The organism is Flavobacterium sp. KH_035, from assembly GCF_057839565.1.
Map to the genome: position 1 here is coordinate 2,404,187 of NZ_CM174492.1, position 18,516 is coordinate 2,422,702.

Annotated in this window: 13 protein-coding genes; 2 read left to right on the forward strand and 11 right to left on the reverse strand. The window is 36.8% G+C overall.

The window, feature by feature from the left end:
• Positions 1 to 301 precede the first annotated feature (301 nt).
• Positions 302 to 1,717, forward strand: a complete 1,416-nt coding sequence (locus AC3IS6_RS10300; RefSeq protein WP_489164787.1) for an APC family permease — start codon at positions 302 to 304, stop codon at positions 1,715 to 1,717.
• Between the two features lie 304 nt (positions 1,718 to 2,021).
• Here the strand turns inward: AC3IS6_RS10300 and AC3IS6_RS10305 are convergent, their stop codons facing one another.
• The 5 genes from AC3IS6_RS10305 to dinB form a co-directional block, all read right to left on the reverse strand.
• Positions 2,022 to 2,483 (reverse strand): DUF1810 domain-containing protein, encoded by a 462-nt coding sequence (locus AC3IS6_RS10305; protein ID WP_489164788.1) that lies wholly within the window; start codon positions 2,481 to 2,483, stop codon positions 2,022 to 2,024.
• Positions 2,484 to 2,657: 174 nt separating this feature from the next.
• Positions 2,658 to 3,284: an alpha-ketoglutarate-dependent dioxygenase AlkB family protein gene (locus tag AC3IS6_RS10310; RefSeq protein ID WP_489164789.1), complete on the reverse strand. Its 627-nt coding sequence runs from the start codon at positions 3,282 to 3,284 to the stop codon at positions 2,658 to 2,660.
• A 48-nt stretch (positions 3,285 to 3,332) separates the two neighbouring features.
• Positions 3,333 to 4,721 carry an exonuclease domain-containing protein gene (locus AC3IS6_RS10315; RefSeq protein WP_489164790.1) on the reverse strand — a complete coding sequence of 463 codons (1,389 nt, stop codon included), beginning with the start codon at positions 4,719 to 4,721 and terminating at the stop codon, positions 3,333 to 3,335.
• A 107-nt stretch (positions 4,722 to 4,828) separates the two neighbouring features.
• A complete protein-coding gene (locus AC3IS6_RS10320) occupies positions 4,829 to 7,882 on the reverse strand; it encodes a DNA polymerase III subunit alpha (RefSeq protein WP_489164791.1) in 3,054 nt (1,017 codons plus the stop codon).
• Positions 7,882 to 9,063 carry a DNA polymerase IV gene (gene dinB, locus AC3IS6_RS10325; RefSeq protein WP_489164792.1) on the reverse strand — a complete coding sequence of 394 codons (1,182 nt, stop codon included), beginning with the start codon at positions 9,061 to 9,063 and terminating at the stop codon, positions 7,882 to 7,884. The genes AC3IS6_RS10320 and dinB overlap by 1 nt, the downstream gene beginning before the upstream one ends.
• 85 nt (positions 9,064 to 9,148) lie before the next feature.
• Here dinB and AC3IS6_RS10330 point away from each other — a divergent pair, with 85 nt between their 5' ends.
• Positions 9,149 to 9,922 (forward strand): XRE family transcriptional regulator, encoded by a 774-nt coding sequence (locus tag AC3IS6_RS10330; protein WP_489164793.1) that lies wholly within the window; start codon positions 9,149 to 9,151, stop codon positions 9,920 to 9,922.
• A gap of 152 nt (positions 9,923 to 10,074) precedes the next feature.
• Here AC3IS6_RS10330 and AC3IS6_RS10335 read toward each other — a convergent pair whose 3' ends face one another.
• The 6 genes from AC3IS6_RS10335 to kdpB form a co-directional block, all read right to left on the reverse strand.
• Positions 10,075 to 10,836, reverse strand: coding sequence for a phosphatase PAP2 family protein (locus AC3IS6_RS10335; RefSeq protein ID WP_489164794.1), 762 nt, complete (start codon positions 10,834 to 10,836; stop codon positions 10,075 to 10,077).
• 422 nt (positions 10,837 to 11,258) lie between these two features.
• Entirely contained in the window at positions 11,259 to 12,980 is a 1,722-nt protein-coding gene (locus AC3IS6_RS10340; protein ID WP_489164795.1) for a sensor histidine kinase, read from the reverse strand.
• A gap of 98 nt (positions 12,981 to 13,078) precedes the next feature.
• Complete coding sequence (locus AC3IS6_RS10345) at positions 13,079 to 14,200, reverse strand: sensor protein KdpD (protein WP_489164796.1); 1,122 nt, start codon at positions 14,198 to 14,200, stop codon at positions 13,079 to 13,081.
• Positions 14,201 to 14,278: 78 nt separating this feature from the next.
• Positions 14,279 to 15,355 (reverse strand): porin, encoded by a 1,077-nt coding sequence (locus AC3IS6_RS10350; RefSeq protein WP_489164797.1) that lies wholly within the window; start codon positions 15,353 to 15,355, stop codon positions 14,279 to 14,281.
• Between the two features lie 390 nt (positions 15,356 to 15,745).
• A complete protein-coding gene (locus tag AC3IS6_RS10355) occupies positions 15,746 to 16,297 on the reverse strand; it encodes a K(+)-transporting ATPase subunit C (RefSeq protein WP_489164798.1) in 552 nt (183 codons plus the stop codon).
• A gap of 120 nt (positions 16,298 to 16,417) precedes the next feature.
• On the reverse strand, positions 16,418 to 18,451 hold the full coding sequence (kdpB, locus tag AC3IS6_RS10360) for a potassium-transporting ATPase subunit KdpB (protein ID WP_489164799.1): 2,034 nt from the start codon (positions 18,449 to 18,451) through the stop codon (positions 16,418 to 16,420).
• Positions 18,452 to 18,516: the final 65 nt, after the last annotated feature.

Consider the following 18,516-nt stretch of genomic DNA (forward strand, 5'->3'; position numbering starts at 1 on the left):
TACATAAAGATATTTCGATTCTATTTTTATAGATTGTTGCGTTGTAATGTTGAACTTTAATAAGAGCTAAAATATAAAATATCTCTTTCAATTATTTAGAAGGTGTTATTTTTATTGACTCTTTGTATGCTTTTATAAAAATAGAAACGGAACAAAAGATATAGCCGAAAGCCCAACCCGGAAGGATATACCCAATTTATTTTAGATTTTTGGGATTTGGAATTTAGATTTTGGGATTTGAATTTTGAAATCTAAAATTTAAGAAAAAAGTATATCTTTAACCAACCCAAAAACTAAAATTATGCAAGAAAACGACCAGGAAGATTTTAAAAGAGAACTCGGATTATTAGATGGAACCATGCTTGTGGTAGGTTCTATGATTGGATCAGGAATATTTATTGTGAGTGCCGATATCACCAGGCAGGTAGGCTCGGCAGGATGGCTAACGCTAATTTGGCTCCTTTCGGGATTGATTACCGTAATAGCTGCTGTGAGTTATGGCGAGCTTAGCGCAATGTTCCCAAAAGCCGGAGGGCAATATGTGTATCTAAAAGAAGCTTATAATAAGCTTATTGCCTTTTTGTACGGCTGGAGTTTTTTTGCTGTAATCCAGACAGGAACGATTGCTGCGGTTGGCGTTGCGTTCTCAAAGTTTGCCGCTTATTTGTATGAGCCATTGAGTGACGAAAACATACTTTATGAATTGGGGGCTTTTAAGCTCAACGCGGCTCAGCTGGTTTCAATTTTTACAATTGTTGTATTGACGATAATTAATAGCCGGGGGGTAAAGAATGGTAAAATTTTACAAACAGTTCTGACCATTATCAAAATTTTATCATTGCTGGGATTAATTGTTTTTGGATTGATCTTGGGCGCAAAAGCTTCGATTTGGGATGCCAATTGGGGAGAAAATGCTTGGGCAACACGTACCTATAATGCAGAAAGTGGCTCATGGCTGCCTATTAGTGGGACAGCTTTAATTAGTGGAATTTCGGCTGCGATGGTGGGCTCGTTATTTTCGAGTGATGCCTGGAATGGAGTTACTTTTATTGCGGGTGAAATTAAAAACCCAAAGCGTAATGTAGGTTTCAGTTTGTTTTTAGGAACTTTTATTGTAACGATTATTTATGTTTTGACAAATCTAATGTATTTGGCGGTAGTTCCGTTAGACGAGATTGCAACAGCTAAATCAGATCGTGTAGCAGTTGTGGCTTCGCATTATATTTTTGGTAATATTGGTACGCTGATTATTGCAATCATGATTATGATTTCGACTTTTGCGTGCAACAACGGATTAATTATGGCGGGTGCGAGAGTATACTATACCATGGCAAAAGACGGTCTTTTCTTTAAAAAAGCAGCCGTTTTAAACAAATCAAGTGTTCCGGGCTGGGCTTTATGGGCGCAGTGTTTCTGGGCTTCGGCTTTGTGTCTGACAGGGAAGTATGGTGATTTGTTAGATTTTGTAATTATCATTGTATTGATTTTTTACATTTTAACTATTTATGGAATCTTCATTTTGAGAAAAAAGATGCCGGAAGCCGAACGACCATATAAAGCTTTTGGATATCCATTTTTACCAATGCTGTACATTGTAATTGCGACTGCAATTTGTATTTCGTTGTTGCTTACAAAATTCTCAACCTGCGGATGGGGAGTTTTGATCATGTTAACTGGAATTCCGGTGTATTACTTGACGAAACCAAAAGAAGTTTAAAAGGAGGTGCTAAGGTGCTGAGATACTAAGGTTCTAAGTTTAAATGCGGTGTGAATTTGCCCGCGGGTTCTACGGATCAAGCGGATTAACGCAGGTTTTCTTTTTTTACTTTGATTTTATTTCAAAATATAAATGCTTTGTTTTTAGCAAGGCATTTTTTTATGGTTTCTTTCGAGTAATAAAAAATCGGTACAAACCCGTTTCATCCGTAAAATCTGTGGGCTAAAAAAAACACTACTAATTTGCAAAAAGCAAAAAACGTAGTGTTTTTAATTGAAATGATCTAATGTATTGAAAATGGAAATTATACCATTTCAGTTTCAACAGAAGATTTTATAGATGAATTAATAATAGACAAAGTAAGAGGATCTTTTTCTCCTGAGAAAAAAGCATCTAAGATTTCCTGAAATACAGGATTTGTATTTTCAACCAAAGAGAAAAGTGTCATAGACGAACGTAATTTACGCGCATCTAAATCACCTAAAATTCCATCGGCTGATTTTCTTTTAAAAGTCAAAAACAGCTCCGAAATTTCGATAAGATGTTTTCCTAAAATAGGGTGCCCTAAAAATTCGGTTGCTTCTTTTAGATCGTTAATGGCATAATAATTTGCAGTATCGCTCTTACCCAATCCTTTAATTTGAGGAAAAATGAACCACATCCAATGTGTCTCCTTTTTCCCTTTTTTAATTTCAGAAAGAGCAGTAAGATAAAGTTTGTTTTGCGCATCTAAAAAACGCATTAAATCATTGTTTGAATAAGCCATTGTGGTAATATATAGGTAAAAAAAGGTTGCAAAAGTAGTAAAAAAGATAGGGTTTGCCTAATAAAAGGTTCATACACTGAGTATTTTAACTTTTTGAGGAGGAATTTTCCACACTATTTTACAGTAGGAATAACGCCTTTTGAGTTATTATATTTCAGGACAAGTTTTACAAAATCAAGTTTTTCTGTCGGTTCTTCTAAAGGTCAGGTTGATCCTTGGTAAAACATCACGAGCAGTTTTTGGAACCTGATGTTGCCAAAAACTATTGGTCGTTCCGGACATTAATAGAAAAGAACCATGATGTAGCGGAATTTCTACTTGTGGAATTTCTTTTCGGAATTTATGCCGTAATCGGAACATTCGGGTTTCTCCAAAAGTAACCGAAGCTATAATTGGGTTTGGTCCGGAGTTATGTTCTTTGTCGCTATGCCAGGAAACACCATCATTACCATTTCGATATAAATTAAGCAACAGACTATTAAAATCAAGCTGGGTTTCTTTTTCAACACGGCCTCTAATCGTTAACAATTCATAAGTCCAGTCGGGGCCATTTTGATCTGCTCCAACATTATCTTTATCTTCGTACCAGGAAATCATTCGGGGGGCTGTAACAATTTTATCATACATTTCCATTTCATATTCTCTCCATTTAGTTTGATGAAGTAATTTTTCGTAAAAACGATCAGATTCTTCTTTAGTAAAAAAGTTATCGATCAAAATAAGTTCTGCATCAGGCAGGTCAAATATTTTTTTTCCTTTCAAACCTGTGACAAATAATTCGGTATCGCTAAAGAGTGTCATAAGTCAATACTTTAAGTTTATAGCTCTATTTTTAAAATTAGATTCGTTTTATATCCTTGATGTTAGCAAATTTTTGTTGAAAAAAACTTTTCGGGGATTTTTCTCTGCATAAGCAAAAATCAATTGCACAATGTATTGATTGCTTTTATAAGGTGTGGTATAATTTTTCACTTCCGAAGGATCAGTAATCGCAACATCCAACGGAATATATCCCATGCCATGAAAATGACCGTTTTCTATCCAAATGCAACTGCGTTCGTGCGCTGTTCTTCCTTTTTCTATAATTGCAAAAGTGGGTCTGTTGCTTAATAAAAAATCAATAGCATTGTCGACTTGCTCATTGTGGAGGAAGGGATCCGGTAAATCTGTTACATTATTATGTTGAAATAGTTCGCCTTCTTCAGGTTTTGAATATTTGCAAAATCGATAATCAATTTCAAATCGTTCTGCTAAACCCCGCAGTATATTTGTTGCTTCGTGTAAACTGCTGAAATGCTCAATACACGACTGGAATTTATTGAGTTTACCAATTGCCAGGTATTTATACCCGTTGCGGGCTTCATATTCGTACAATCCAAATTTTGGTTCAAATCGTTTTAAAGCTCTGTTGTACGTTGGCCAAAGGTGTTTGATTTCAGTACATTCTAATAGCAGCGCCATTAACTCGTTACCACAAACTTCATAGGAAATGGAATAAATATCTCGTAAGAAATGTTGTCTTTGCGGATTAATTTTGTGACCGCTAAAATGAGAGGCAACTCGTTTTTTTATATTAACCGCTTTTCCCACGTAGATTACTTTTTTTACCTCATTATAAAAATAATATACACCCGGTTTTTCGGGCAAATTATTAAAATCTTCTGGCGGAAGGTTAGGAGGCAAACGCTGATCTTGTGCCGTGTTTTTGATCATTTGTTCCATGTGACCTTCATTGTCCCATTCGAGTAATCGCGAAAACAATATAGCGGTAGCGGCTGCATCTCCGCCCGCGCGATGCTGGTTTTCTAAAGGGATGTCGAGCGAATTGCAAAGTTTTCCTAAACTATAGGAGGGGAAACCCGGTCTGATTTTTCTGGCTGCGCGAACGGTACATAACTTTTTTGCTGTCCATTTAAAACCTGCTTGTTCAAGTTGATGACGAACAAACGAATAATCGAAATTGACATTATGAGCCACGAAGATTCGATCCGTAAGCATCTCTAATACTTTCTCTGAAATATCATCGAAGATTGGCGCATTAGCTACCATTTCATTGTTAATACCCGTTAAAGCAAAAATAGCAGGAGGTATTTCCTTTTGTGGGTTAATAAGTGTTTCAAAGTGATCAATTACTTCTTTGCCATCGTGAATTATAATGGCAATTTCTGTGATGCAGCTGCCACTGGCATTCCCTCCTGTGGTTTCGATATCGACTATGGCATATTCCGTTTTTTTCATCTCATTTATATAACGTCTAACTTATTTCTTTTTAGTTTTCAGTCTCAGTGTACATTTTTTTAATGACTGTTTATTTGGCTGAAAACTGTGTCGACTGCGATTGAAAACTAAAACTTCATTCGGTGTCGGGGTAAATTAATCTCATGCCCTTGCGGATAAGGCTCCCGATGCGTTGGACTAACATCTTCCTTAATTTGGCGTTGTGTTTTAAACTGATCTTTAGCATCCATATAACGTGGATCCGGAATAAAAGGCATTTTGGCCATCTTGGTTATTGTAATAGTTGGAAAATGATAATCGACTTCGACATTTCCTAATAAAAGATAGCAGCCGCCACCCTGAAAAGGATAGTTTGCGAGACTATCAGGAAAATGTGCAGTATCAAAATAAGTGCCTTCATGATCGATCCAGGTACCAAAATACATGGTTCCTTTTTTGGTAGGGACTTGTTTCCTTGAAATGAGGTAAGCGAGCATACGAACTTGTTTTTTATGATGGGCAACTAAATCTTTGGCCATAATATCGCCGCGGTGTTTGGTTTGTAAAAGGTCAAAAACGGTACAGGATACAGGAAAGCTTAATAGTTCAATTTCATCAAAAGCATCTTCATATAAAGAACGTTCCAGAGTAGGAAGTTTGTATTCCTTTACCGGTTCCTGTATCAGCCTCAGGTTTCTGTTTTCGGGCTTGAAATTATTAAGAAGTAAACTTGCGACGACCAAAAGCTGATTTTTGGTTTTTCCTGTAAAACGAAAAGCATCTATAAAAATTAGAATTTTCATGCTCTCAATACCAATAGGAATTCGGTTGATAAAATCCTCCAAAGAAAGAAAAGCCCCGTTTTTCTCCCGATCCGATTCGATTAGGTGAGCCGTTTTAGACTCCAGGCTTTGCAGATGCATAAAGCCAAGATAAATATCCGTACCATATAAAGTAGTCTGATATTCGCTTTTATTCACACAGGGGTTGTGAATGTTGCCGCCAGACATACGCGCTTCATGTACGTAAACTTCGGTTCTGTAAAATCCGCCCTGATTATTGATTACTGCGGTCATAAACTCTACAGGATAATAAACTTTCAGGAATAAGCTCTGATAACTTTCGACCGCATAAGAAGCCGAGTGCGCTTTGCAAAAAGAGTATCCGGCAAAAGATTCAATCTGACGGTAAATTTCCTGACTCAGCATTTCCGGATGTCCTTTTTGAGCACAGCTCGCATAGAAATTATCTTTTACTTTTTGCAAAGCTTCCAGAGATCTTCCTTTTCCGGACATGGCACGGCGTAGAATATCGCCGTCAGCAGCGGGAAGTCCGCCGTAATGCTGCGCGATTTTAATCACATCTTCCTGATAGACCATAATGCCGTAAGTTTCACCGAGATGCTCCCTGAAAACTTCGTGAAAATACTCAAACTGGGTTGGATTATTATGGCGAAAAATATACTCTTTCATCATTCCGGATTGTGCTACACCGGGCCGAATGATAGAGGAAGCCGCCACCAGAATTTTATAATTATCGCAATTTAGTCGGCGTAATAAACCACGCATGGCAGGACTTTCGATATAAAAGCAGCCAATCGTTTTTCCCTGAGCCAAATAAACATTACATAAAGCTTCGTCTTTAGAAATTGAAGTATTGCGAATGTCAACTTTTATACCTTGGTTTTTAGCAATGAGTTTTACGCTGTCGTCAATATGACCAATGCCTCGCTGACTCAGGATATCGAATTTTTCAAAACCAATCTCTTCGGCAATATGCATGTCAAACAATACGATCGGAAATCCTTTTGGAGGCATTTCTAAAGGAGTGTAATTCGTAATAGGTTCCTCGGAAATTAGAATACCACAAGCATGCATACTACGCTGGTTTGGGTATTTGCCGAGCATACGACCATAATACTGAACTTGTTTTACGATCTTATTTGTTTCGTGAAGCTCTTCGGGATTTTTAGCCAGCATATCCAGTTCTTCTTTTGGAAGCCCAAAAACTTTTCCAACCTCCCTATAAATAGAACGATATTTGAATTCGATATTCGTACCGCAAAAAGCAACATGATTTTTACCGTATTTTCCGAATATATATTCCAGAATTATATTGCGTTCTTTCCAGCTCCAGTCAATATCAAAATCGGGAGGAGTTTTGCGGTTGAGATTTAAAAAACGTTCAAAATATAAATCCAGTTCAATAGGGCAGATGTCTGTAATTTCGAGACAATAAGCGATAATACTGTTTGCACCGCTTCCGCGGCCAATATGCATAAAACCCTGACTGTTGCTGTATTGAATAATATCCCAGGTGATTAAGAAATAGCCGCTGAATTCTAATTCATCAATAACTTTCAGTTCTTTTTCGACACGTTTTTTTGCTTCCAGATTCTCGTTTTCATAACGTTTTTCGAATCCTTCCCAAGCCAGATCAGTCAGTTTTTCTAAATCTTCCTGACGACTATTAGTATAGAATTTTTTGTTTTTTGGAACTCCAAAATCATATTCAAAATTACAGGAATCAATGATTTGCTGAGTGTTGGTTATAATTTTAGGATATTTTTCATAAAAAGGCAAAAGAGATTCTAAAGGTTGCAGTATTTCAGAAGCTTTGCAGTAATCATATTCTGTTAGTTTAGATAAAATAATATTGGTATCAATTGCCCGAAGAATTTTATGCAGATTGTGTTCTGTTTTAGTTCTAAAAGTGACAGGCTGCAAAACAACCATCTGATTCATTTTATTTTTGTGTTCGGATGTAAGAAGTCTGGAAACTTCTTCAGGACGAATCCCGATGAATTCATTTTCGCGAAGAACTTCCGGAGCATTTTCTAAAGTATAAATCACGAATACTGATTTAAATTCAGGTGCAATTGAAGGCAAAAGTTCTCCGCTGAAATTATGATCTGTTAAGAAGCGGTTCATTTCTCCCAAACCTTCTGCATTTTGTGCCAGACCAATATATCTGAATTGATGACGGCATCGAAATTCCATTCCAATTAAAGGTTTAATTTCTTTTTCCTGACATGCTTTTATAAAATCATAAATTCCGGTAACGGTATTAATATCTGTAAGTGCCATTGTTTTTATACCACAGGAAACGGCCTGATCAACCAATTCTTTAAGCGGAATTGTGCCGTAACGTAATGAATGGTATGAATGACAATTAAGATGCATTATTTGGTTCGTTTTAAAATTTCGTCTTTAGTATTAGGTTTAAAAGAAGCTCCGGCACAGCGCATTACGGCGTCAAAACCATAGCGTTTTTTCATTTTATCCATCGCTTCATAAAGTGATAACATTTCCTGAGTATCTTCAAAAAGATCAATTTGGTAAGTTCCGCGTACCAATCCGCTAAAGCGAATGCCTATCAAACGCAGACGCATACGACGCTGATAGACTTTTTCAAAAAGTTCCATCACATTTTTGGTCAGGATATGATCGGCTGAGGTATAAGCGACCCTGCATTGTTTGGTTTCGGTATCAAAATTAGCATAACGTATTTTCACTGTAACCGTTGAGGTTAGCCATTGCTCAGCCCTAAGCTGGAAAGCCAGTTTTTCGACCATTCCTAAAAGTATTCTTTTCAGTTTTGCAATGTCGATCGTATCCTGAGAAAAGGTAGTTTCGGTAGATATTGATTTTCTTTCGGTATAAGGTTCAACGGGAGTATGGTCAATTCCGTGTGCTTTTTTCCAGAGCTCCAGACCATTTTTACCAATCATTTGTTGTAAAATTTCGGCAGGCATTTCGGCTAGAGTCTGAATTTTACGAACGCCAATTCTAGACAAAAGCTGAAAAGTAACCGCCCCGACCATTGGGATTTTCTGAATCGATAAAGGATTCAAAAAGTCCTGCACATCTTGTTCCGGAATTTCGAGCTTTCCTACTGGTTTGCCTTCTCCGGTTGCAATTTTGGAAACTGTTTTATTAATAGATAATGAAAAGCTAATAGGTAATCCGGTTTCTTTAATTACAGATTGTGCCAATTCGTTAGTCCATTTATAACTGCCGTGAAATTTATCCATCCCGGTAATGTCGAGATAAAATTCATCGATACTCGCTTTTTCTAAAACGGGGGCTTTTTCCTGAAGAATTTGTGTAACATCATGCGATAATTGCGAATACAATTCCATATCACCTTTCATGACTTTTGCATCCGGACAAAGTTTTAATGCCATACGAATCGGCATGGCAGAACGTACTCCAAATTTACGGGCTTCATAGGAACATGAGGCCACAACACCACGGTCTCCGCCGCCTATAATAAGCGGAATCCCGTTGAGTTCGGAGTTGGTGCGTCTTTCACAGGATACAAAAAAGGTATCCAGATCCATGTGTACAATTGCCCTTGCCATTTTCTTGTTTTTGTAGTAAACAAAATTAGTACAGATAATAACATTTTTTTGTATATTTGTTGTTCCAAATTATAACAAATTAATTATGTCCTTATTTTCAGATAACATCAGAGCATTGAGGGTTAAGCATAAAATATCGCAGGAGAAATTAGCTGAGAACCTAAAGATTACCCGAGGAAGATATGTTAAATACGAGGACGGAACCTCTGAGGCGCCGTACGATATCTTGAAACAAATTGCTTTATATTTTCATACGAGTATTGACTTACTATTGTCTGTCGATATACGAAAGATTGATATAGAAAATTTGATAAAACTGGAAGGTAACCGACTTATTCTACCCATACAAGTAGACCGTTTTGGGGAGAATTATATCGAAATTGTATCTCAACGAGCAAAAGCAGGTTACCTAAACGGATATGCCGATCCGGAATATATTGAAAATTTACAACAAGTTTCACTTCCGTTTTTAGGTCCGGGTAAACATCGCGGATTTCCTGTAGAAGGCGATTCGATGCCACCGCATGAAGATGGATCTATCATTATTGGCCGTTATGTAGAAAGGCTGGGAGAGGTGATGGATGGTAAGACGTATATCCTGATTACCAAAAATGAAGGAATGGTCTATAAACGTCTGAATAAAAACAAAAAAAACAGTTTGGTTTTAGAGTCGGATAATCGTTTTTATCCAAATTATGAAGTAAAAGCCTCTGATATCTTAGAAATCTGGGAATACGAATGTAATATTGGAAGAAGTGATAAACGCCATGAGCAGACAGAATCTCAAAGTATGAAAGATCTACTTCTGGAGGTAAAAAGAGAGGTAATGGAGATTAAGAATAATACGGCGAATACGTAATTTTTTGCCACAGATTGTACAGATTATCACAAATTTCTATTCAAACTATAATCAATACAATTCGCGAAAATTTGTGTAATTCGTGGCAAAAAAAAACTTTTTAATCTGTGGCTTTATATAAACTTTGCGCCTTAACATCTTTGTGCAAAAAACTAAAAAACCTTCACAAACCCTAATCCGTATTGTTTACCATTATAAAAGGGCATTACCATAGAAGTTGATTTATTTTCAGAAGATGATTTAAATAATTTTTTGGTAATGTAGGGATTAATCCAGTAGGCAATTTTGGTACTCAAAATTCCGATTCCGGCTCCGGCAGCAACATCCGTTAACCAATGGCGGTTGTTGTAAATTCTGAAAAGCCCTGTTCCGGTTGCTACGGCATAACCGGCAATTCCGTACCAAATCGATTTGTCTTTGTATTCCTGCCATAAAAACTCCGCTCCGGCAAAAGCAGTCGCTGTATGTCCTGAAGGAAAAGAGTTGTTCGAACTTCCATCAGGTCTTTCTTCATGGGTAATCGATTTTAAGCCCAAAACAGTTGAAGCCATAATAACGTATGAGGTTACAAAAATGACAGACCGGTCACGCATATTATTCTTTCCTTTCACACCAAAAGCATTCAGAGCATAAACCGAAGCAGCCGGCGCATATTGAGAGAAATCATCAATAGTGATTTTGTTGTCAATGTCTTCAGTAACTTCTTTTTTAATTTGCGAATTGAAACTCAGTAACTGATCACTTTCAAGCCCAATTACTCCGTAGCCAATTAATACCCCCGGAATGATTAGTTGTTTGTAGTTGAATTTTAATTGTCGTGAAGTACTGTCAATTTTTGTAATAGAATCATTTTGCTGTGCATTGGCACCCAAAAAACCGAATAAAAATACCAGAGAAATCGTTTTGTAAAACATCTTCGTTATTGTTAAAAGTTGCAATAATAACGTATGTCTGACCTAAGTATTTTCGGTTTAATTGAACCTTAAGCGAATATTAACCCGGTAGCTTTAAAATAGATAATTGAATTAAGATTGGCTAAATATTATAAAATTCCGTAGGAATGGTTTATAATTGTAGCGACGGATTTTAATCCGTCGAAAATTGATGTGTATTTTAAAGAGTTCCATCGGAACGATTCATATTTTAATTTTTATTATAACGGGACCGGATTGAAATTCGGCCGACAAAATAGGTCGAGCCTATGGCTCTTTGATTCTCGGGTTTCCTTGATTGACCGGATTAAAATCCGGCCCTATGATATGTACGAACCTATGGTTCTTTTGTATTGTAAAATTTTTTGATACGATTGCTCTTTTTTCTTCGAAGAATAAAATATCTAAACCTTCAGCGAAAACCAAAACGTACTTCCTAATCCCAAATTACTCTCAACACCAATAGTTCCGTTTTGCGCTTCGATAAATTCTTTGCTGATGGCGAGGCCCAATCCGGTTCCTGATTTCTGGCTTCCCGGAATTTGAAAATATTTATCGAAGACTTTGTCTCTATAGCGGGCATCAATTCCTTTTCCGGTATCGATAACCTCAAATGTAATTTGATCGTTTTCTTCTTTTAACCGGATGGTAATTGTACTTTTTTCAGACGAATAAGTAATCGCATTCGATAAATAATTAATCAAAACCCATCCTGTTTTTTCACTGTCGGCTTTTACATCTTGCAGGTGTTCATTGGCTTCAATAATGAGTTTTATTTGTTTTTGCTCGGCCTGGATTTTTACGGCTTCGGTTGCATAATTTACAATCAAATAAGGATTGCTTTTCTCAATGTTTAACTGAATATTTCCGGTTTCTAATTGTGATAAATTAAGTAATTCGCCTGTAATCTTCAATAAACGCTGACTGTCTTCTTTAATACTTTCTACCAGTTGTTTCTGGTCGTCGTTCATTTCGCCTGTTTTATTGTTTTGAAGCAATTGAAGGCTTAGTTTTATAGAAGCAATGGGTGTTTTTAATTCGTGCGAAACGGTTGCAATAAAATTAGTCTTTGCAAAATCAAGCTCTTTAAATAAGGTAATATTTCGTAGGATGATTACGTCTCCAATATTAATTTCCTTTTCTTCGCCTGTTGGAGTTATAGTGATGTTGATAGTTTCTTTATCAAAATAACTTTCTTTTCCGTGAGCAAAAATCTTCATTGGATGTTTCTTCTGAGAATCGGCTGCGGGTTCTTTCAGAATCAAAGAGCGAATTAAATCATTGGATACAGCCAAAGTTGAAGCTGATTGACCAATAACATCTTCCAGTTTCATTCCGATGATTTTCAGGGCTTCATCATTCACAAATAAAATGACACCTTCATGGTCTAAGCCAATAATCGGGTCGTGCATGTTATTGATGAGGGTTTCGAGTCGTTTTTTCTCGAAGAATAACTTGTACAAACTGCTATTGTTGTATTCCTGGAGTTTTTGCGCCATTGTATTAAATGATTTTGCCAGATCACCGTATTCGTTGTGATTGGTAAAATGTACCCGTTCGGAATAATTTTTATTAGCAATTTCTTTAATACTCTGGGTTAATTCCTTAATTGGATTGGCAATATTATTGGGTAAATTAACCAGCAGGTTAAAGGCGATTAAAAAGCAAAGTGTTCCCACAATAGCAATCCATAAATTGGCATTTTCTGCGGTATGTTTGGCTATATCGCTTTTTTGCTTGATAGCATCCAGATTGAGTTTCATAATCGAAAAAATATCCTGTCTGATTTGTGCTTTCACAGTTTCGTTAGAACCATTTTTTTCTAAAACAGCAAAGTCATTTTCTAGTTTGGCAGTGGCTTCTTTTTCTCCGGGTTCTGTAACATTTCGGGTCTGTTTTTCAAGATATTCCTTAAAAGTATGAATCGTGCTGTCAGTATTCGCTTTAATTTCGTCCAAAGACAAAATCATATTTCTCGAATATTCCAGCGTATTGTAATTCGCTTTCAGAATATTCTCGGTATCTGCTTTTATCAAAAAAACAGCATATCCGCTTACTAATGAGAGTATAATAATCATTAAAAATAATAATCCGACTCCCAGATTCAATTTGGTTTTAATTCTCATTTTTTGCTTTTTCTAGTAAAAAAGTTAGTTGTGAAATGTAAAATGTATTCCGCAAAAAACATTTCACATTTCACATTTTACATAAAACATTTCACATTTTACGATAATATAACAAGATCAACATTTGATAAAGAAAGACTATTCAATAAACGTCTGAAAATTGTTGTAGACAAAATTACTTTAAATAAATTTAAATGCGGTTTTCCGATACAGACAGTTGTAATATGTTTTTCTTCGACCGTCATTAAAATTGCGTCGGCAATATTTTGATTCTCTGTTTTAATCACTTCGGCACCCAGCTGAACAGCCAGTTTAAAATTATTAATCAAATGCCGTTGTTTGTCCAATGCAATTTTGGTACTGCTTTCTTTCGGAGTTTCTACATACAAAACATACCAGGATCCGTTATAATAACTTGCCAGACGTGCTGCTTTTCTGATTACAATTTTTGCAGTTTTGTCGTTGCTGCTAATGCAGGCCAGTAATTTTTCATGTCTTAAAGCATGCAGCTGGGGTACTTCGTTTTCTACTTTTCGAACTACCTGGCTGGCTACTTCTTTCAAAGCCAATTCACGCAATTGTAAAATTTGTTCCGATTTGAAAAAATTAGACAAAGCGGTCTGAATCTTATCTGCCGTATAAATTTTTCCTTCTTTTAGACGCGCAATCAGATCTTCAGAGGTCAAATCGATATTTACGACTTCATCGGCAAGTCGTAAAACATTATCCGGAATACGTTCCTGAACATCAATACTTGTGATGCGTTTAACGTCTTCATTTAAACTTTCGATATGTTGAATGTTTACTGCCGATATCACATTGATTCCGGCTTCGAGAATTTCGAGAACATCCTGCCATCGTTTTTCGTTTTTGCTTCCTTCAACGTTGGTGTGTGCAAGTTCATCGACAATGACAACTTCAGGTCTAAGGTTGATAATTGCCTGTACATCGAGTTCTTCGAGCTCTTTCCCTTTATAGAAAATGGTTCGCCGTGGAATCACAGGCAAACCAGATAAAAGCTCATGCGTTTCTTTTCGCATGTGCGTTTCGATGTAACCAATTTTTACATCAATTCCGTTTTTTAATAATGAATGTGCCTCCTGTAGCATCCGATAGGTTTTACCCACACCGGCACTCATTCCAATGTAGATTTTAAACTTTCCCTTTCGTGATTTCTGAATTAAATCGAGAAAGTGCTGTGCATTATTTTCTTTTTCCATATTTTTTGCTTTAAGCAATAAGCTTTAGACTTTAAGCAGTAGGACGAAAGCTTACTGCTTAAAGCTTATAGCCTAAGGCTAAAAAGAAATCGCCAGCGAAGTCGTTACAAATGTATTTGTACTCGTTGGAAGATTGTTTTTTGTAAATATTTGATCTTTACTGGAAAGATTTCTTGCTTCTAATCTAAACATTACATTATCAGTTACTAAGTAATCAAAGTTAGCTGAAAATCCGTAAGTTTTAAAACCATTTGGAGTTTGGGTTGCTATAATCACTCCTTTTTCATCACTATAATATTCGCCGCGGGCTGCAAGCTGAATTTTATCAGTTGGGTTGTATTGTAAAATCAAAATCGGAGAAAACCAGGCATCATATTTAGTACTGTTTTTAGCCGACTGTTGTGATCCAACATCAAAACCGGCCGTAATGTTTGTTTTATCGGTTACTTTAAATTGTCCGTAAAAGTTATTAAAATAACGCCATTTTTTGTCAATATCCGGTTGTTCATTTCCAACATAAGTGCTCCAGTTCAGTACCACTTTGTCTGATGGTTTGTAAGTAACCTGAGTTCCAAAGGCAGGAGTTTGATTGCCTTCTACTTTTTGGATGCGCTGCCAGCCATTCAGATACATCCCGGCCAAATACCATTCTCCGGATTCAGAAGTGTAACCAATTTTAACTCCCGTTTCATAATAAGGAGAGTTTTCAGCCAGAATACCTCGGGTTAGAGTTTGACAATCTTTTCCAATCGCGCTTTCAAATCCAAGATGCGATGGCATAATTCCCGCATCAACCCATAAATTATGAGAAGAAGAAATCTTCACTCCCACATTTGCTTCATATACATTTTTTAATAAACCCTGTTCGGCAGCCAGGTTATACTCGGCATAAGTTCCGGCCATCAGAGCAAAATTTCCGCGAACATTGCCTTTGCTGTAGTTCACTTTTGCCAATCCTAAATTTAGGTTTACTTCATTACTTTTATTGTAGTTGTAAATAAATCCCGGGCGGGTATGATTATCCGGTTTTCCAAAATCATAGCTGTAATAAACGTCTACGTATCCTGAAAATGTAAACGGACTTTTTGATTCTTCCTGAGCATGTAAGTTGCTATAACCAAAAGCGATTAAAGCGGTAAGTATAATTTTTTTCATTTTGTTTTGATTGTGAGGAGACAGTGTCCTCGGTAGTAATTTATTAGTAGATTTTTTAGGAGCTAATCCCGCTATTCGTTTCAATCTTTTGTGTCCGCCGCGACGGACACAAAAGGATTTCCACTACTATCGGGGCTAGATTATTTGGGGCAAAAAGGGGTTTTGTATTATAATTGGTTCTATAGCCTAACAGGTTTCTAAAACCTGTTAGGTATTTTTTAAAATTATCTTCTATTCTGATTTTACGTTCTGTTTGTCATTTCGACGTAAGGAGAAATCTTCATAAGAAACTCCGTAATAAATATTAATCTTTGTCGATTCAGCAACGAAGATTTCTCCTTACGTCGAAATGACAAGAATACGCTAGTAAAATCTCTGAGCCTTTGAGCCTTATTTTAAAGCATCCAAAGCGACATTTAGTTCCAGAACATTAACCGTTTCCGGACCTACAACAGCAGTATTGATTTTAGATTCGACCAAAGTTTTTACTTTAGCCTCGTCTAATTTTCTTTCTTTAGCAATTCGTTTCACTTGAATCAAAGCACCTTGCGGTGAAATATTCGGATCTAAACCGCTTCCTGAAGCTGTAACCATATCTGCTGGAATCTCTGATTTTTTCAAATATGGATGAACGATTAAAAACGTATCAACTCTTTTTTGAACCAAAGCCAGATATTCGGCATTACTTGGTCCTTTATTGCTTCCGGCACTTCCGGCAGCATTATAATCTACAGCCGAAGGTCGTCCCCAGAAATAATTGGATTTATCGAATTTCTGACCAATTTTTTGGTATCCTACTACTTTTCCGTTAACCGAAATCGTTTCTCCCTTTCCTTGATTAGGAGCAAATTGAGCGATTCCATAAATCGCAAGAGGATAAATAACTGCAAACAGAATTACGGTTAGCAGCGTAAGCTTGAATAGTGAAAATATATTTTTCATGTTTTTAGTGTAAAATGTTAGATGTAAAAAGTGATTTGTTAGGTGTTAGATGTAAAAAGCGATTTATGAGATGATTAAAATTGAGATCTTAACATTTTACATCTAACATCTCACATTTCACTAAATAAATAGAGCAACAACGATATCAATTAGCTTAATTCCGATAAAAGGGACAAGCAAACCGCCTAAACCATAAATCAACAGGTTTCTTTTTAAGATGGCACTTGCTCCGATTGGTTTGTAATCGACACCTCTTAACGCTAGAGGAATTAATATTGGGATAATTACCGCATTAAAAATTACGGCCGATAAAATGGCGCTTTCAGGACTGTGCAGACGCATGATATTTAAACCTTCCAAAGCAGGAATTGTCGTGATGAAAAGGGCAGGAACGATAGCAAAATACTTTGCTACGTCATTGGCAATGGAGAAAGTCGTCAGTGTACCACGAGTCATTAATAACTGTTTTCCAATTTCGATAATCTCAATTAATTTCGTTGGGTCATTGTCAAGGTCAACCATGTTTCCGGCTTCTTTGGCAGCCTGCGTTCCGCTGTTCATGGCAACACCTACGTTGGCTTGCGCAAGGGCAGGAGCGTCATTGGTTCCGTCACCCATCATGGCTACCAGTTTACCCAGATTTTGCTCATTTTTAATGTAGTTCATTTTATCCTCAGGCTTCGCTTCGGCAATAAAATCATCCACACCGGCAGCTTCGGCGATAAACTTCGCAGTAAGCGGATTATCTCCGGTCACCATTACCGTTTTAACGCCCATTTTTCTCAAACGGTCAAAACGTTCTTTCATTCCCGTTTTAATAATATCCTGTAATTCGATAACCCCTTGAACCTGATTGTCTTTAATAACTACCAGTGGCGTTCCTCCTTTAGACGAAATATCAATTACCTTTTGAGCAATATCTTCAGGGAAAGAGTTTCCGGCTTGAAGTGCGATGTTTTTTGCTGCATCTTGAGCTCCTTTTCTAATATTGGTACCGTCTTTTAAAACAACTCCGGAAGTCCTGGTTTCTGCGGTAAATTTAATTAAAGTAGCACCTTCAATAGATAATTTATTGGCAAGTTCGGCTCCAGCCAATTCCACGATACTTTTTCCTTCCGGAGTGTCATCTGCCAATGAACTTAGCACGGCAGATTTTATAAAATCTTCTTCTGAAACACCTTTAGCAGGATAAAAATTTGTTGCTTTTCTGTTTCCAATTGTTATGGTTCCGGTTTTATCCAAAAGTAAAACGTCAATATCTCCGGCAGTCTCAACCGCTTTTCCTGATTTTGTAATTACATTGGCACGCAAAGCTCTGTCCATTCCCGCGATTCCAATGGCAGAAAGTAAACCACCAATTGTAGTTGGAATTAAACAGACAAACAAAGAAATGAAAGCCGCAATCGTGATGGGTGCATTTGCATAGTCGGCAAACGGTTTTAGCGTAACGCACACAATCACGAAGATTAAAGTAAATGCGGCTAGTAAAATGGTTAATGCAATTTCGTTTGGTGTTTTCTGACGGCTTGCACCTTCTACCAGAGCAATCATTTTGTCCAAAAAGCTTTCGCCTGGTTCAGACGTTACAATTACTTTTATCTTGTCTGACAATACTTTTGTACCACCGGTTACAGAGGATTTATCACCTCCGGCTTCCCGAATTACAGGAGCACTTTCTCCTGTAATGGCACTTTCGTCTATAGTAGCCAATCCTTCGATAATTTCACCGTCAGTGGCAATTAAATCACCCGCTTCACAAATGAAGATGTCTCCTTTTTTCAATTCAGAAGAACTGATGTTTTTGATTTCTCCGTTAGCTAAAATCTGTCTGGCCGGAGTTTCTTCACGTGTTTTTCTTAAACTGTCGGCTTGTGCTTTTCCTCTCGCTTCAGCAATAGCTTCAGCAAAATTGGCAAACAAAAGTGTGGCCAGTAAGATTAAAAATACAATTAGGTTGTAAATAAAACTACCCTGATCCTGAGCTCCCATTAAGATGGAAACACAAACAGCAAACATAATGGCGGTTCCTATTTCTACGGTAAACATTACCGGGTTTTTGATCATCAATTTTGGATTAAGCTTTACAAAAGATTGCACTAAAGCTTCTTTTACCTGCTTACTTTCAAACAATGATGTGGATTTATTATGAGTCATTTTTCTTTGTGTAAAATGTTAAATGTTAAATGTGAAATTTCCTACTTTTGTAAATAATTATTTTA

Excerpts from the sequence above, each read along its gene's own strand:
- AC3IS6_RS10300 (WP_489164787.1), top strand. The coding sequence starts at position 302 with ATGCAAGAAAACGACCAGGAAGATTTTAAAAGAGAACTCGGATTATTA.
- AC3IS6_RS10305 (WP_489164788.1), bottom strand. The coding sequence starts at position 2,483 with ATGGCTTATTCAAACAATGATTTAATGCGTTTTTTAGATGCGCAAAAC.
- AC3IS6_RS10310 (WP_489164789.1), bottom strand. The coding sequence starts at position 3,284 with ATGACACTCTTTAGCGATACCGAATTATTTGTCACAGGTTTGAAAGGA.
- AC3IS6_RS10315 (WP_489164790.1), bottom strand. The coding sequence starts at position 4,721 with ATGAAAAAAACGGAATATGCCATAGTCGATATCGAAACCACAGGAGGG.
- AC3IS6_RS10320 (WP_489164791.1), bottom strand. The coding sequence starts at position 7,882 with ATGCATCTTAATTGTCATTCATACCATTCATTACGTTACGGCACAATT.
- dinB (WP_489164792.1), bottom strand. The coding sequence starts at position 9,063 with ATGGCAAGGGCAATTGTACACATGGATCTGGATACCTTTTTTGTATCC.
- AC3IS6_RS10330 (WP_489164793.1), top strand. The coding sequence starts at position 9,149 with ATGTCCTTATTTTCAGATAACATCAGAGCATTGAGGGTTAAGCATAAA.
- AC3IS6_RS10335 (WP_489164794.1), bottom strand. The coding sequence starts at position 10,836 with ATGTTTTACAAAACGATTTCTCTGGTATTTTTATTCGGTTTTTTGGGT.
- AC3IS6_RS10340 (WP_489164795.1), bottom strand. The coding sequence starts at position 12,980 with ATGAGAATTAAAACCAAATTGAATCTGGGAGTCGGATTATTATTTTTA.
- AC3IS6_RS10345 (WP_489164796.1), bottom strand. The coding sequence starts at position 14,200 with ATGGAAAAAGAAAATAATGCACAGCACTTTCTCGATTTAATTCAGAAA.
- AC3IS6_RS10350 (WP_489164797.1), bottom strand. The coding sequence starts at position 15,355 with ATGAAAAAAATTATACTTACCGCTTTAATCGCTTTTGGTTATAGCAAC.
- AC3IS6_RS10355 (WP_489164798.1), bottom strand. The coding sequence starts at position 16,297 with ATGAAAAATATATTTTCACTATTCAAGCTTACGCTGCTAACCGTAATT.
- kdpB (WP_489164799.1), bottom strand. The coding sequence starts at position 18,451 with ATGACTCATAATAAATCCACATCATTGTTTGAAAGTAAGCAGGTAAAA.